Origin of the sequence: Pseudomonas duriflava (assembly GCF_007830155.1) — a bacterium.
Lineage (GTDB): Bacteria > Pseudomonadota > Gammaproteobacteria > Pseudomonadales > Pseudomonadaceae > Chryseomonas > Chryseomonas duriflava.
Window position 1 is genome coordinate 30,704 of the sequence record NZ_VLKY01000005.1, and the last position, 13,866, is coordinate 44,569.

Genomic DNA, 13,866 nt, shown 5'->3' on the forward strand with positions numbered 1-13,866 from the left:
CCATGGTTGCTCCGTGACAGCTGCCACCTGGACGCCATCATACACTCTACTAAAGTCTAATCGCTTAACGGTTTAACACCGGCCCGCTGATGGGCACGGGTATAAGGGCTCGCGCCGCTGGAAAGCTTGGTAGCAAGATCCTCCATCAGATGCTGGGTAGGCGCGTTCAGCCCATGCAGTACCAGCAGCGGTGCTACTAGGCTTGCCATGACGGCAAGACTGGAACGTAGCTGGACAGACTGGGCCCGCATCAGCCAGAGAAAGCTTCCACTGGTCACCAAGCCGATTGGCGCACCGGTCACGACCTCAGAAATGGAATGGAAACCCAGCTTGATACGGGTCGCGCTGATAACGAGAGCAAATAGCGCGCCTGCCAGCGCAGCGCCTCCACGTACTGCGGCGCGTGTGCGGGAGGCCAGTAGCCAGAACAAAACAGGAATAACACTGCAGGCCAGCATGGAATGACCACTAAAGCCGGTAAAGTCGTAGGCACGGATGCCGACGCCCCAGCCGAAGAAGGCCATCTTGGACACGGCAACGCTCAGACAGGCCGTGCCGAATAAAACGAGCCACAACAGCGCGGCACGGCGAGAGGCGCCAATCCACAGCCACAGCGCAATAATAAGGGCGCACGGCAACATGACCGAGGAGTCGCCGAAGTTCGTAATGAATACCATACCCTGCATGATTGCTGTCCTTGAGCATAAATACGTCGAATGCTCTGGGTGACCAAAGGCCTTATACGCTCAGAGCGGACGCTCAGACCGCCTGGACCGCTGTTTGCTCAGCTTGCTATTAAACAGCGTCTTCAAGCTGAGGAATCATGCAAAAAATCAAACTCAGGTTGGCCATGTGATGAGAGCTATCTCAAGCAATTACGCGCATCCAAGGTGATCAACGCTACGTCTGAATCAATGTGTCCCAAGAATTTTATCAACCACTCCCTCTGCCTTGAGCTGCAAGAAGGCCTTGCGAGTACGCTCGACTGTCTCATCCGGCGTTTGCAGGCTATAGGCTATGTAAAGCGGTGCATTCATACGATCCAGTGTTAACAGCTTTTCCAGTTGCGAACAGTCGAACCGGCTCTGTTCACACTCCGCTGCCGCATCGCCATCAGTCATAGGTACGAGCTGAATCTGGTTGTTGAGCAGCTTATGAAAGTTGTCGCGAGAGGTTGCGGAGACGACTAGCCGGGTGAAGCCCTGACTGGTCAGGTACTGATGACGGACGTCATTACGCAATACCCCGATGTTGTATCGCCGGGCATCCTGCACATCCTTAGGCTGGATATCGGTACGGGATTTGAGCTTGTACAGGTGGTACTGGACGTTTGTTACCTCACCAGTCCACTTGAAAAGTGCTTCACGTTCTGGCGTACGAGCGATCAGAAAAATCAGTACATTGGGCTGATGCATCGCCATGTCATAGGCCCGGGCCCATGGATACAAATTGATCCGGTAATCCTTCAACTCTGCACGATTCAAGGTCAGCTCCACAACCTTAGTGGCTGCACCCACTACCTTGCCATCACGCACGCCTGTATAGGGGGTTTGTTCAGTGACAACGTGAATGGTTTCGGCCTGAAGCCAGGGCGTGACCAGAAACAAGAAAGCTGCAGCAGTTATATACAGCCTCATGAGAACTCCTTGAGCGTATAACTCACGATCTGATTACGGCCTGCGGCTTTGGCCTGGTACAAGGCACGGTCGGCCAGCTCCAACAGGGCTTCGAAGGTAGCGGTCTCGCCCGGCTCAAGCGTGGCCTGCCCGATGCTGAGCGTAATGTGCTCAGCAACGCTTGAAGCCGTATGGGGAATGGCTTGGTCGATCACCGCCAGGCGCAGGCGCTCGGCCAGCGACAAGGCCGCTGCCGCATCCGTTGCCGGCAGAATGACGGCAAATTCCTCCCCACCGATCCGGGCTACCACATCACCGGCGCGCGCAATGCTGGCCCGCATGGTCTGCGCCACCTGGCGCAAGCATTGATCTCCTACGGCATGTCCATAGGTATCGTTGTAACGCTTGAAGAAATCGACATCGCACAGCAGCACGGACAGCGGCTGCCCGGAGCGTTGTGCACGACGCAGCTCAATCTCTTTCACCTCATCGAAATGCCGGCGGTTCGGCAATCCCGTCAGCGAATCACTGCGCGACAGTTCCTCAAGTTGCGCATTGGCCAGCCGCAAAGCCTGCTGACTTTGCAGGATGTCATTCAATTGGGCCTTGTGCCGTGCACTGTGTAAGAGCATCTGAGCAGTCATGGCCATCAAGGCGCACTCATCTGCTCGCCAAGCCTCAACGGCTGAGGCTTTGGTAAATACCAGGAATCCCAGGTCTTCCTCTCCGCGACCTACAGGAACAAAGGCGATTGCCTCTGCCTGCAAAATAAGAAAAGGCTTAGCGCCATAAGGCGTTAGCAGCTCCGTCAGCGCCTTCCAGGAATTGGCAATGACCGGTGCGCCCGCATCCAAGGCGACATCCAAGTGCACTAGCCGTACGCCTTCAAGCTGCCGGGGAGGCGCATTGACCTCAGCGCACCGCCACTGCATAAATAGCTCGAAACAGAGGTTGTTCGAAGTGCGCTGATACCACAGGGCATGTCGTGCACCCAACCGCTGAGCCACTTCGGCCAGACATGATTGTTGAAAAGCATCGAGCTTTTCATAAGGTGCATGGATCAGACGATGCGAGAGGCTCAAAACAACCTGCTGGGCCACGCTCAAGCTTTCCAGCTCGGCGGTGCGCTCGCGTACACGTTCGGCCAGGCGGTCCCGGTGCGCAGCCAGCTCTTGTTCGTAACTGTACTGACGATCCAGGTAACCGGAGAGATTGTCCTGAAGCTGATTAATACCCTGTTCCAGAGCACTCAGCTCATCATCACGTTGTGCCGGCCGATCCAGTTGCAGCGGCTCCCGTAGGTTCTCCGGCGTTAACCGAGCCAAGTGTCGGGCGATTCGACTAACGTGTACGGTAACCGAGCGATTGAACAAGAGCAGAATCAAACTAGCGATCAATAGGCACTGGATTACCTGAAGCACGCTGATATTGAAGATTTCTTTCTTCATTTCAGTGAACAAAATGTTCTCATCACCGTAGAGGATCAGTTCTCCTATATCTTCGCGAGCACCGACAAATGGCTCATACGTCAATGTCAGCTGACGTGTTGGTGCGAACCGCGACGGCTTCCATCCTGTTCGTATGCGTGTCATGACAATCGGGTCCCCCTGTGCCGCAATCTGCTTCAACACGACCCGACCAACTGACTCAACCTGAATGGCGCTCTCCAGATGCGCCTCAAGCGATTCCTGGTCCATTTCCCAAATCGCTTTGCTCAAGGTTCGCTGATAAACCTGCTCGATCAGAGCCAAGTCCTGGTTCATCAGCTTTACATGGTCACCCCACTCCACCCAGGAACGGACCGACACAGTAATCAGCGTAAAAAATGCGCAGAACCCGAGCGTTGCAAAGACCAGACGCAGCCCCAACGACCGCTGAAAATGACCTCGCGAAGCATCAGGCCGGGCAGACTTGTCGTTCACTGGAGCCATTTTTTTACCAGTGCCGCATAGGTGCCGTCCGCATGAATCGCGGCCAGACCATCCTGGAAGCGCTTGACCAGAACATCCGCCGTCTTAACACCAAAGGCCATGTATAGCCCTTCTCCCAGATCAAGCTCTTTCACGGGATAGACCGACTCGATGACCTTCGCGGGGTCTTCACCGCCCTGCCGCACCAGATAGCGCGCCATAACTTCGTTGGCGATCCATAGATCGACCCGTCCGCTTCTGAGCTTGAGGTAGTTCTGCTCATGAGTATTGCTCGACTGGAGATTCCTCCCCATTTCGAAACCCTTGGACTGCAAATACTGTTGGCCTACATCGCCATTAACAGTGGCTATTTGGTAGCGCTGAGCATCGTTGAGTTGGGTAAAAGAAAGGTTTCGGCTCTTAAGGCTGAACAGCCCCCATCTGGACGGTGCAATAACCCCTACCCATTTAAAACGCTGTTCACGCTCAGGAATGCGTGCAATGGAGTAAATCAGGACATTTTCATTGCTCAAGGCGATGTCATAGGCACGCGCCCACGGCATCGATTGAAAATGTCCTTGCATGCCGATACGCGAGAGGACGGCCTGGATCACTTCGGTACTAAAGCCAGTGATCTGGCCTTGCCGGGTCATGTTGTAAGGTGGCAGCTCTTCAGTGACGATACGAAGGGGCCCCTCATCCGCCATAAGCGATGGCCCGGCGCTCAGTATCAAGGCACCTAGAAGAATTTTCAGACGTTTTATTGTGCTCACCACCGGTCCTCACGAGCTCAGGCTACTCGTAGCGCCCTCTCTACCCAGCGTATCGTTCAACCCAACTAAATCTTGATGTCCATCCGATAGAGCGCGTCGCCTGGACGCCATGGATGCGAGACATGCAGGCGGCAAGCTTCTGTTGGAGGCGTGTCACATCGACCCCTTCCATGCGCTTGGAGCATTGAACGTGAAACGTCCGGGCGTCTGCGGCGGTCCATACGCTACGGCTTATAGGATTCGAGGGAGACGGCACCATGCATACCCTGCACCGCTACACGATTACTTACCGCTTCAATGGCGAGCCGCTTGAGGAAACGATGGAAAGCTTCGAGCCGGTTACACAGGAGCAAGCAATCATGCAGCTTTTGATCAAGCATGTGCCCGAACCGCGCGGCGTTTCCGATACCCCGTGGGAGCTGCATGTGCAGCCCAGTATCGAGCGGCGTGCCGTGGAGGTGGGCTTGAGCGATGTGTGCGTCAACCCGGCCACGTGAGCAACTGACCGGGACAATATAGGAGCGATGCCGCCTGGCGGCGGTTCGCCTCAGGCCTGTTCGATCGCAGGCCCAGCCTTCATCTGCGATTGCAGGTAGTTTTCCAAGCCCATCTTGTCAATCAGGCCGAGCTGCTGTTCCAACCAGTAGGCGTGGTCTTCTTCGGTGTCCTCCAGCTGGGCAACCAGAATCTCACGGCTGACGAAGTCCTCCAATTGGTTACATAAGGCCACGCCTTTGGCCAGGGCTTCGCGAACCTCATATTCGAGCGCCAGGTCGCTGCGCAGCATGTCCGGTACGGTATGGCCGATGTCAATGTCCTTGGGTCGCATGTCCGGTTGGCCTTCGAGAAAGAGGATACGCCGCAAAAGCGCGTCAGCGTGCTGAGTCTCCTCCTCCATTTCATGATTGATGCGTTCGTAGAGGCGCCAGTAGCCCCAGTCAGCATACATGCGAGAGTGAATGAAATACTGATCGCGCGCGGCCAACTCACCGCGCAGCAGATCTTTTAGATAATCGATGACTTGCGTATGACCTTTCATAGTTACTACCTAATAAGATGATCACACCGGGCCAAGCGCGGGGTCAGCTTAGCCATGGCGGTGGCGGAGGCTCATCGTTAGACGAAGGTGACTCGGCCTCTTTACGAGCCGCCTGGCGACGCGCCTCTTCGCGCCGGGCATCTTCGATCTCATGCATGACGGACGAGATATCAGTCTCTCCTTCCGGTTCAGCATAGACGCCTGTAAGCGGCGTATCGGGATACAACTCACCCTTTTGATAGAGTGCCCACATCTCAGGTGCATACCGGGTCTTTTTCAGCTCAGGAGCAAAGCGTCCAAAGTACTGGGCCATGTTTTCCACATCCCGTGCCAGCATGCGGAAGGCATGGTTGTTACCTGCCGCGTCGATCGCCTGCGGCAGGTCGATAATCATTGGACCATCGGTTGCCAGCAGTACGTTGAACTCGGACAGGTCACCGTGCACCAGGCCGGCACACAGCATGCGTACAACCTGCCGGATCATCAGCTCATGGTACTCCCGAGCCTCTTCAGGTGTTAGTTCAACGTCGTTCAGCCGCGGAGCGGCATCCCCCCGGTCGTCCGTCACAAGATCCATCAGCAGAACGCCATCCAGGAAATCATGCGGCTTGGGCACCCGAACTCCGGCACTTGCCAGCCGGTACAAGGCGGCGACTTCGGCATTCTGCCAGGCCTCCTCCCGTTCCTTCTTGCCGTATTTGGTGCTTTTGGCCATGGCGCGCGCCTGACGGCTGTTACGCACCTTACGACCCTCCTGGTACTCGGACGCCTGACGGAAGCTGCGCTTGTTAGCCTCCTTGTAAACCTTAGCGCAACGAATTTCGTCACCGCACCGGACTACATATACGGACGCTTCCTTGCCGCTCATCAGCGGGCGCAGCACCTCGTCGATCAGGCCGTCCTCGACCAGAGATTCCATGCGCTTGGGTGTTTTCATTAGCGTTTACGTCAATTTGCCTTGGCCATACATGCTTAACGTTATACGTCATCGCTCCGGACTCGGCAAAAATGATCACACCAGCGAGCCCTCTTGGCTTGGACACAATCCAAGCGCATGGTTCTTGAAAAAGCTATAAAACTGGCGTAATTCAGCCTGAACAGTGCCAAGTTCAGCGGGAATAAAGTGTACTGCATGGTGTGCAGGGCATTGCGCCAGACGCCCCAGGTCCAACGGATGCACAAAGCCCAACACCGGATAACCGCCCATGGTCTGGCAGTCCGCCATAAGCACGATAGGCTGTCCTTGCGGTGGTACCTGCACCGTACCGGCCAGCACACCCAACGACCACTGCCGCGTCGGCGGCACGAGCGGCACCTTACCGGACAGACGGATACCCATGCGATCCGATTGCGGCTGAACATGCCAGGTGTTTTCGAAAAAACGGGCCTGTTGTTCAGGGCCGAACCGTTCACCGTCGCCTCCAATGATCAGGCGTACCCTGGGGGCTTCTCGGTAATCCGGAATAAAACGGCCCGCAGCGCCACGCGTTTGGTCAAAGGCATCCGGAGCGGCTATGCATGGGAGGTGGTCACCGGCTTTCAGAGGCTGACCATTGTGCTGTAACCCGCCTAGCCCGTCCCGTCGATGAGTAGCCACGCTTCCCAATATCGGCGTGGCAGTAATGCCGCCACATACAGCCAGATAGGCACGCTGCCCACTTTGGGCAAAGCCCAGCTTCAGCGTTTGTCCGGCCTTGATGGAAAACCGAGACCAGGCCGGCACTGGTCGTCCATCGAGCAGTGCTCCCATCGGCGCACCAGTCAGGGCCAGCCAGGTATCCACTTCTGCTTCAAGCTCAACCCCACCGAGGGCGATTTCCAGAAGCGGTGCCTCCCAGCGGTTATCCAGCAAATGATTAGCCCAGGCAGCAGCCTGAAGGTCTATTGGGCCGGATACAGAAACGCCCAGGTGCCGCCAACCAAAGCGTCCCGGATCTTGAAGCAGACTCAACGGCCCTGGCTTGATGATTTTTAATCCCATGCTGCTTGCCCTCCTTCTGCACGATAAGTCGCCTCGTCAACTGCAATGAAGCGTACCCGGTCACCTGCCGCCAAGGGGCACGGCGGCTCGGCCTGAGGATCGAACAAGCGCCACGCACTAAACCCCAGCACGTGCCAGCCCCCCGGCGAAGCCTGAGGATAGATTGCCGTTTGCCGTTCAGCGATTGCGACACTGCCCGCCTCGACCCGCACACGTGGCGAGGCCAGTCGTGGCAAGACGAGCCGCTCGTCCAATTCGCCCAAATAGGGAAACCCCGGCGCAAAACCGATGGCACCGACCCGGTATTCGCGTCGGCTGTGCAGGTCGATAACCTGTTCTACCGCCAGGGAGCAGGCCTTGGCCACGCTCTCTAGATCAGGTCCGGCATACCAGACGGGAATCTCGTGCAACCGGGCCACGCGCTCCAAATCGTCCGACTCCTGATGCCAATCTTCAATGACAGGCATTACCCGCGCCTGGATTTCCGACAGGCTGTACTGCATGACATCGTAATGGATCAGCAGGGTCGTCCAACCGGGCACCAGATCGATGAGAGCATCGCCTAATGCCTGGGACAGGTTATCGGCCAGTTGGGCAATACGACCGGGCAAACGCTCTTTTGGCGTGTCGGCCAGGGTCAGCATCAGCGCCTCGGCGCCAAAGGGTTCGATACGGATCATGCCGCATCCAGAGCCGCCCGCAGGCGACGCAAAACGGCCAGGGACTCGGCATTATCGCCATGTACACACAGGCTATCGGCTATGAGACGTAACGGCTTGCCGTCGAATCCTGGAAAGGGCTCACGCCGAGAGATGGCAATGGCCTGAGCGAGAATGCGCTCCGGATCATGGTGCACCGCTCCCGCTTCGCGCCGTGGGGCTAGTTGACCATCCGGCAGGTAGGCGCGGTCGGCAAACGCCTCGCGCAGGAGCGGCACGCCTGCCGCCTCGGCCAGACGCTGCTCACGGGTATTGTCTGCTTTGGCCAGAAGCATGAGCGGCAGTCCCTCACGATACAGGGCACAAGCCTCCAGCACAGCGGTTAGCAACGCATCGTCGCGGACCAGATCGTTGTATAGCGCACCATGAGGCTTCACATAGTCCACCGTGCTGCCTGCTGCACGGCAAAAGGCGTCCAACGCACCGATCTGATACAGCACGAGCGCCTTCACTTCCTCGGGGGAGCAGGCCATGTGCCGTCGGCCGAAGCCGACCAGATCCGGATAAGCCGGGTGAGCACCAATGCACACGCCATGCCTGACAGCCAGCGCTACGGTACGCTGCATGGTCAGCGGATCGGACGCGTGAAAACCACAGGCCAGATTGGCCTGATCCACCAGCGGCATGGCATGGGCATCATCCCCCATGGTCCAGGCCCCAAAGCTTTCACCCATGTCACAGTTCAACAGGATACGCGTGCTCATGTCGGGAGTTCCTTCCAGGCGGAAAGACAAGTCTTTGAGGAAAATGCTCGGACTGTCCAACAAAAGTTTCGTGACCCCGGCGATAAGCTTTCTGGTTGATACCTGACCTCAAGCCAGCACGGCCTGCCCCGGGCCAAACTGCTGGCAGAATTCGCCAACCACCTGACGACTAAGTGCAACAAGGGCTTCGTTTAAGGAGAGGCCGACACCGGTATGCCAGCTGGCATAAACGGCAAACGGCGGTGGTGTTTCCAGCTCAAGCAGCCGCAACGCCCCTTGAGCCAGGGAAACATTGACCAGGGCGGGCGGCAACACCCCTATACCGAACCCCTCATGAACCAACTGGATGATTGCCGCTACCGAGTTGACGCAGCTGACCCGGGGTACGGTGATACTTTGTTGATGAAGAAAATTCAGGAGGTCCTGATGCGGCCGGGAGTGGCGAGAAAAGGTAATCAGCCGCTCGCGTGCCAGCGCTTCTATCGAATCATAGGCTTGGTCCAGCGGAGAGTTCACGGCCACGATCCAGCCGACCGGATAACTGGCCAGCTTGAGATTACGCACACTGTCGGCCCGCAGCAGGTCGGTCTGGAAGATCAGATCAAGCTGCCCCTTGAGCAGTTGCTCGCTGAGGTTCAGTGCGGTATCGGCCACCAGCTCGATCTCAACCTCCGGATGCGCCTCTGTCACAGCGGCGAAAAACGCGCTCAACCAGCTGTGAATTACCGTATCCATCACGCCGATGCGTACCCGGCCGCTCAAACGGGACGTCTGCCCCAGCCCCTGCCGCAGGTCTTGCCACGTGTCGATCATGCGCTCGGCATAAACCAAGACTTTCTGGCCATCAGCCGTCAAGGTTACACCTCGCGGATCACGCAGAAACAATTGCACGCCCAGTTCGCTTTCCAGCACGGCGATACGGCTGGAAATGGCCGCCTGGGTACTGGATAGCTTTTCGGCCGTCAGTCGAAAACTGCCCAACCTGGCCACCCAGACGAACGTTTCGAGAAACCTGAGATTCATACGGCATCCCTGTCTTCATAAGCTTTTTTCACTGTACCGGGATTGGGGTGCGCTGTACTACCTGGCAACCACATCCCCAGGACATGACATTTTTATCAGGGGTGAACACTTTTATTTGTTGGACGCCAGGCGATTTCCACACAAAAAATGCGCCTGCTTCGCTGCTGTACGAAGCGCTGCGAGCATGTCGGGATTTTCAATCCACATGGCCAGGTGCATGACGCCTTGCACCTGCAGAGCACAATAAGAAACGACGCCGAATCGGGCGGCGCATCAAATCCATGGAGGCGCACCCGAACGCTTCCGCACAGCCGTGACGCCAGTCTGCCCTGGGTCCGAACGGCAAAGGGGGAACCCTATGCAAACCACAGTCAACCTCTGGCCGTTGATCGGTGTACTCGTCATCGTCATCGGCTTCGTCCTGCGTTTTAACCCTATGCTGGTCGTTGCCTTGACTGCTCTGGCTACAGGGTTTGCCGCAGCCATGCCGCTCGAAACAATCCTGGCCACTATTGGGACCGGCTTTATCAAGACCCGGGCCCTTCCCCTGATCATCCTGCTACCCCTGGCTATTATCGGCCTGCTGGAACGGCATGGTTTGCGAGAACATGCTCAGCACTTCATCGGCAGGATCCGCTCGGCCACCGTAGGTCGCCTGCTGATCGCTTACCTGTTTGTCCGCGAGACCACCGCTGCCCTGGGGCTCACCAGCCTGGGCGGGCATCCGCAAATGGTACGTCCGTTACTGGCGCCCATGGCTGAAGGCGCGGCCGAGAACCGCTACGGTAAATTGCCGGAGGCCGTCCGCTATAGGCTCCTCGCCCTCTGTGCGGCCACTGACAACATTGGGTTGTTCTTTGGCGAAGACATTTTTGTCGCCTTTGGCGCCATTGCCCTGATGCACACATTCCTGCTCGGATCGGGTATTGACGTAGAACCTCTGCATATCGCGTTCTGGGGCATTCCGACTGCCATCTGCGCCTTTATTATCCATGCGGTGCGCCTCAAGCGCTTCGATAGCCGTCTCGAGCGCGAACTCGGCGGCCAACAGGCAGCCCCCACGCTACCCGCCGCTGTGTCACAGGAGTGATACGATGATCCTTTCGATTCAATACCTGTACTGGCTGGCCGGCGCGATTCTGGCGATCACGGCCCTGATGACCTTTACTGATAAGAATCACCCCAAGCGCTGGACGACCGGCCTGTTCTGGGCGTTATTCAGCCTGGTCTTTCTGATAGCTGACCTTCTGCCGCCTGTATGGGTGGGTATCGGTGTTCTGCTCATGGCCTTGATTGCCGGTACCGGCGGGGTCGGGCTGGGCCGGCATGGTGAGCTGCCGCCGAAAAAGCGCCAGGCCAGTGCACAGCGTTTACGCAACAAACTTTTCATTCCAGCCTTGGCCATTCCACTGGTCACGGTCATCGGCTCGGTGATAGTCAAGGATGCTCACATCGGCGGCGTGCCGCTGCTCGATCCCAAAAATGTCACCTTTGTTTCGTTGGGCGTTGGCTGTCTGGTTGCCTTGGCTCTAGCCTGCTGGCTGACCCGCGACACGCCAATGCAGTCCATGCGTGAGTCGCGCCGTCTGACCGAGGCGCTCGGCTGGGCGCTGGTCCTGCCACAGATGCTCGCCATGCTGGGCTTACTGTTCAACGATGCTGGTGTGGGTAAGGCAGTCGCTCATCTAACGACGGCCTATATCAACATGGATTACCGCCTGGTGGCCGTGACGGTCTATGTAGTGGGAATGGCGTTGTTTACCGTTGTGATGGGTAACGGCTTCGCGGCCTTTCCGGTCATGACCGGCGGCGTGGGCGTCCCGATCCTGGTGGGTGTGTATGACGCCAATCCGGCGGTCATGGCGGCCATTGGCATGTTCTCGGGCTACTGCGGGACGCTGATGACACCCATGGCGGCTAATTTCAACATTGTTCCTGCCGCCCTGCTCAACCTGCCGGACAAGAACAGTGTGATCAAGGCACAGATACCGACCGCCCTGGCACTACTACTGGTCAACATTGTGCTGCTGTATGTACTCATGTGACACAGATTTGGCCCGGGCGCGATGCAACACCGGCTTATAAGGCCTGTCAGACCCCATGATCACCCCAAGGAGAGGCGGCGCCATGACAACCATTCTGCTCACTGGATTCGAACCTTTCGAAAACGAGCCGATTAACCCCTCGTGGGAGGCTGTGCGCCGCCTGGATGGCCTCAAGTTGAGTAGCGCCTATATTGTGACGCGGCAGCTCCCCTGTGTTTTCGGGGCTGCGCTGGTAGCACTGGATCATGCCCTGGCGGCTTACCAGCCAGCCCTGGTCATTGGGGTTGGTCAGGCTGGCGGCCGGGCAGACCTTTCGATCGAGCGGGTCGCCATCAACGTGAACGATGCGCGTATCGCCGATAATAACGGCCAGCAGCCCATCGATACGCCTGTCGTACCCGGTGGCCCGGCTGCTTATTTCTCAACGTTACCCATCAAGGCCATGGCTCATGCCTTGCGCACGTCCGGCATTCCGGCGTCCATTTCGCAAACGGCGGGAACCTTTGTCTGCAATCATGTGTTTTACGGCCTGATGCACCGCCTCGCCGGTACGAACGTACGCGCTGGTTTTATCCACATTCCCTACCTGCCTGAACAGGCAGCCAGGCACCCCGGACAGCCAAGCCTTGCGCTGGATACAGTTGTCGCCGGTCTTGAACTGGCCCTGCGCACGGCCATAGCGACCGGTAAGGACCTTAGAGAAACCGGCGGACAACTGAACTGATCTAAATAAAGTGCCAGCGCTCTTAACTCGATCCGCTGCTTTCAGGGGCGGCACTCCTCTTCAGCCCCAACCGCCGTCCGACTGAACAGCCGAGCCGTTACGACCAATAGACCCAGCGCCGCGCAGGCTGCCAGTGCGCTGACCAAGTAGACCGAACCATACCCAAACGCTGTTGCAATGGCGCCCGTGACCGGACCACTGATGAGATACGCCACATCCAGAAACGCCGAATAAGTACCAAGGCATGTTCCGCGAATGCTGGCCGGAACACGCTTGACCACTTCGAGCCCCATGGAGGGAAAGACCAGGGAAGAGCCGCAGCCTGCAAGCCCTGCCCCGAGAAAGGCCATCCAGGGAGACGTGGCTTGCCAGAGCAGCAGAAGTCCGGCGATTTCAATCAGGATCGAACCGAACGCTACCGGCACACCGCCGCGACGGTCCGGCAACCAACCCAGCACCAGCCGTACCATGACAAAGGCAATCCCAAAGACCGAGAGCGCCATACCCGCCCCCGCCCACCCCTGAGCGTTGAAATAAAGCACGATGAACGCGCCGATGGTGGCAAATCCTACACCGTGCAAGGCCAGGACACTGCCCTCGCGCCAGACCAGGCCGATCACCTTGGAATACGGCAGCTGCGTACTGGCCGTTCCCAATGGGCGAACACCGCCGACCCGGGCGCATACCAGAAAAGCCAGAACAGGCAACAGGCAGATAGCAACAGTCACGCTCTGGAAACCGCCCACGCTTTCCAGCCAGACGCCTGCCGGCACGCCAGCCGCCAGGGCGCTAAAGATTGCCGCGCCCGTCCATGACATGACCCGGCCCGACTGCGCTGCACCGAGCCGTCCAATTGCCCAAGCCAGCGCACCCGTAATCAGCAGGCTTTCACCGATGCCCAGAAACAACCGGCTGATAAACAATGTCGCCAGTTGCAACGTTTCCATCCCTAACAGCAGGCTGGTAACAAACATAGTGATACCGGCCAGACTGGCCGCACAGAGCCCACGCAGCAAGGCACTTTTCGCTCCGCGCATGTCGGCCATTTGCCCGGCGTAGCGGCGAGTCATGACGGTGGCCAGGGATTGCAGCCCTACCGTCAATCCAACGATAACATTACCAAAGCCCAGCGTCTGATGGACGTAAGCCGGTACGACGCCCAGCGACATGCTGATTGTCAGACAACAAAAAAAGACGGTCGCATTGATAAGGATCAGCACGAGTGTGCCGTTTAACGCCGGCGTAGCTTCAGCGCTTTGAGAAGAACTCGAAGAAGACATGATTGCACTCCAATGCAAAGTCTCGGAACGCAGTGCATTGGCGGAAGCGATA

Annotated in this window: 15 protein-coding genes; 4 read left to right on the forward strand and 11 right to left on the reverse strand. The window is 57.7% G+C overall.

The window, feature by feature from the left end:
- Window positions 1-56: 56 nt before the first annotated feature.
- From IQ22_RS08320 to IQ22_RS08335, 4 genes are all read right to left on the reverse strand, one after another.
- Window positions 57-686 (reverse strand): phosphatase PAP2 family protein, encoded by a 630-nt coding sequence (locus IQ22_RS08320; protein WP_145140703.1) that lies wholly within the window; start codon window positions 684-686, stop codon window positions 57-59.
- A 225-nt stretch (window positions 687-911) separates the two neighbouring features.
- A complete protein-coding gene (locus IQ22_RS08325; protein ID WP_145140704.1) occupies window positions 912-1,637 on the reverse strand; it encodes a substrate-binding periplasmic protein in 726 nt (241 codons plus the stop codon).
- Window positions 1,634-3,547, reverse strand: coding sequence for a GGDEF domain-containing protein (locus IQ22_RS08330; RefSeq protein ID WP_145140705.1), 1,914 nt, complete (start codon window positions 3,545-3,547; stop codon window positions 1,634-1,636). Before IQ22_RS08330 ends, IQ22_RS08325 begins: the two co-directional genes overlap by 4 nt.
- Window positions 3,535-4,299, reverse strand: a complete 765-nt coding sequence (locus tag IQ22_RS08335) for a substrate-binding periplasmic protein (protein WP_342212451.1) — start codon at window positions 4,297-4,299, stop codon at window positions 3,535-3,537. Before IQ22_RS08335 ends, IQ22_RS08330 begins: the two co-directional genes overlap by 13 nt.
- Before the next feature lie 257 nt (window positions 4,300-4,556).
- Between IQ22_RS08335 and IQ22_RS08340 the strand changes: the two genes are divergently transcribed.
- Window positions 4,557-4,796: a hypothetical protein gene (locus IQ22_RS08340; RefSeq protein ID WP_145140706.1), complete on the forward strand. Its 240-nt coding sequence runs from the start codon at window positions 4,557-4,559 to the stop codon at window positions 4,794-4,796.
- Between the two features lie 50 nt (window positions 4,797-4,846).
- Here the strand turns inward: IQ22_RS08340 and bfr are convergent, their stop codons facing one another.
- The 6 genes from bfr to IQ22_RS08370 form a co-directional block, all read right to left on the reverse strand.
- Complete coding sequence (gene bfr / locus IQ22_RS08345) at window positions 4,847-5,338, reverse strand: bacterioferritin (RefSeq protein ID WP_145140707.1); 492 nt, start codon at window positions 5,336-5,338, stop codon at window positions 4,847-4,849.
- 43 nt (window positions 5,339-5,381) lie between these two features.
- A complete protein-coding gene (locus IQ22_RS08350; protein WP_145140708.1) occupies window positions 5,382-6,275 on the reverse strand; it encodes a PA4780 family RIO1-like protein kinase in 894 nt (297 codons plus the stop codon).
- Between the two features lie 75 nt (window positions 6,276-6,350).
- Entirely contained in the window at window positions 6,351-7,319 is a 969-nt protein-coding gene (locus IQ22_RS08355; protein WP_145140709.1) for a 5-oxoprolinase subunit C family protein, read from the reverse strand.
- Window positions 7,310-7,999 carry a 5-oxoprolinase subunit PxpB gene (pxpB, locus tag IQ22_RS08360; RefSeq protein WP_145140710.1) on the reverse strand — a complete coding sequence of 230 codons (690 nt, stop codon included), beginning with the start codon at window positions 7,997-7,999 and terminating at the stop codon, window positions 7,310-7,312. The genes IQ22_RS08355 and pxpB overlap by 10 nt, the downstream gene beginning before the upstream one ends.
- A complete protein-coding gene (locus tag IQ22_RS08365) occupies window positions 7,996-8,742 on the reverse strand; it encodes a 5-oxoprolinase subunit PxpA (protein WP_145140711.1) in 747 nt (248 codons plus the stop codon). Before IQ22_RS08365 ends, pxpB begins: the two co-directional genes overlap by 4 nt.
- Before the next feature lie 108 nt (window positions 8,743-8,850).
- Window positions 8,851-9,765: a LysR family transcriptional regulator gene (locus tag IQ22_RS08370; protein ID WP_145140712.1), complete on the reverse strand. Its 915-nt coding sequence runs from the start codon at window positions 9,763-9,765 to the stop codon at window positions 8,851-8,853.
- A 358-nt stretch (window positions 9,766-10,123) separates the two neighbouring features.
- Here IQ22_RS08370 and IQ22_RS08375 point away from each other — a divergent pair, with 358 nt between their 5' ends.
- From IQ22_RS08375 to pcp, 3 genes are all read left to right on the forward strand, one after another.
- Window positions 10,124-10,855, forward strand: a complete 732-nt coding sequence (locus tag IQ22_RS08375; protein ID WP_145140713.1) for a DUF969 domain-containing protein — start codon at window positions 10,124-10,126, stop codon at window positions 10,853-10,855.
- Window positions 10,856-10,859: 4 nt separating this feature from the next.
- Window positions 10,860-11,810, forward strand: coding sequence for a DUF979 domain-containing protein (locus IQ22_RS08380; RefSeq protein ID WP_145140714.1), 951 nt, complete (start codon window positions 10,860-10,862; stop codon window positions 11,808-11,810).
- Between the two features lie 82 nt (window positions 11,811-11,892).
- On the forward strand, window positions 11,893-12,534 hold the full coding sequence (gene pcp, locus IQ22_RS08385; protein ID WP_145140715.1) for a pyroglutamyl-peptidase I: 642 nt from the start codon (window positions 11,893-11,895) through the stop codon (window positions 12,532-12,534).
- A 41-nt stretch (window positions 12,535-12,575) separates the two neighbouring features.
- On the opposite strand, the gene IQ22_RS08390 is transcribed toward pcp, so the two are convergent.
- Window positions 12,576-13,814 (reverse strand): MFS transporter, encoded by a 1,239-nt coding sequence (locus IQ22_RS08390; RefSeq protein WP_145140716.1) that lies wholly within the window; start codon window positions 13,812-13,814, stop codon window positions 12,576-12,578.
- Window positions 13,815-13,866: the final 52 nt, after the last annotated feature.

Coding starts and splice junctions, on each gene's coding strand:
- IQ22_RS08320 (WP_145140703.1), bottom strand. CDS start 686: ATGCAGGGTATGGTATTCATTACGAACTTCGGCGACTCCTCGGTCATG.
- IQ22_RS08325 (WP_145140704.1), bottom strand. CDS start 1,637: ATGAGGCTGTATATAACTGCTGCAGCTTTCTTGTTTCTGGTCACGCCC.
- IQ22_RS08330 (WP_145140705.1), bottom strand. CDS start 3,547: ATGGCTCCAGTGAACGACAAGTCTGCCCGGCCTGATGCTTCGCGAGGT.
- IQ22_RS08340 (WP_145140706.1), top strand. CDS start 4,557: ATGCATACCCTGCACCGCTACACGATTACTTACCGCTTCAATGGCGAG.
- bfr (WP_145140707.1), bottom strand. CDS start 5,338: ATGAAAGGTCATACGCAAGTCATCGATTATCTAAAAGATCTGCTGCGC.
- IQ22_RS08350 (WP_145140708.1), bottom strand. CDS start 6,275: ATGAAAACACCCAAGCGCATGGAATCTCTGGTCGAGGACGGCCTGATC.
- IQ22_RS08355 (WP_145140709.1), bottom strand. CDS start 7,319: ATGGGATTAAAAATCATCAAGCCAGGGCCGTTGAGTCTGCTTCAAGAT.
- pxpB (WP_145140710.1), bottom strand. CDS start 7,999: ATGATCCGTATCGAACCCTTTGGCGCCGAGGCGCTGATGCTGACCCTG.
- IQ22_RS08365 (WP_145140711.1), bottom strand. CDS start 8,742: ATGAGCACGCGTATCCTGTTGAACTGTGACATGGGTGAAAGCTTTGGG.
- IQ22_RS08370 (WP_145140712.1), bottom strand. CDS start 9,765: ATGAATCTCAGGTTTCTCGAAACGTTCGTCTGGGTGGCCAGGTTGGGC.
- IQ22_RS08375 (WP_145140713.1), top strand. CDS start 10,124: ATGCAAACCACAGTCAACCTCTGGCCGTTGATCGGTGTACTCGTCATC.
- IQ22_RS08380 (WP_145140714.1), top strand. CDS start 10,860: ATGATCCTTTCGATTCAATACCTGTACTGGCTGGCCGGCGCGATTCTG.
- pcp (WP_145140715.1), top strand. CDS start 11,893: ATGACAACCATTCTGCTCACTGGATTCGAACCTTTCGAAAACGAGCCG.
- IQ22_RS08390 (WP_145140716.1), bottom strand. CDS start 13,814: ATGTCTTCTTCGAGTTCTTCTCAAAGCGCTGAAGCTACGCCGGCGTTA.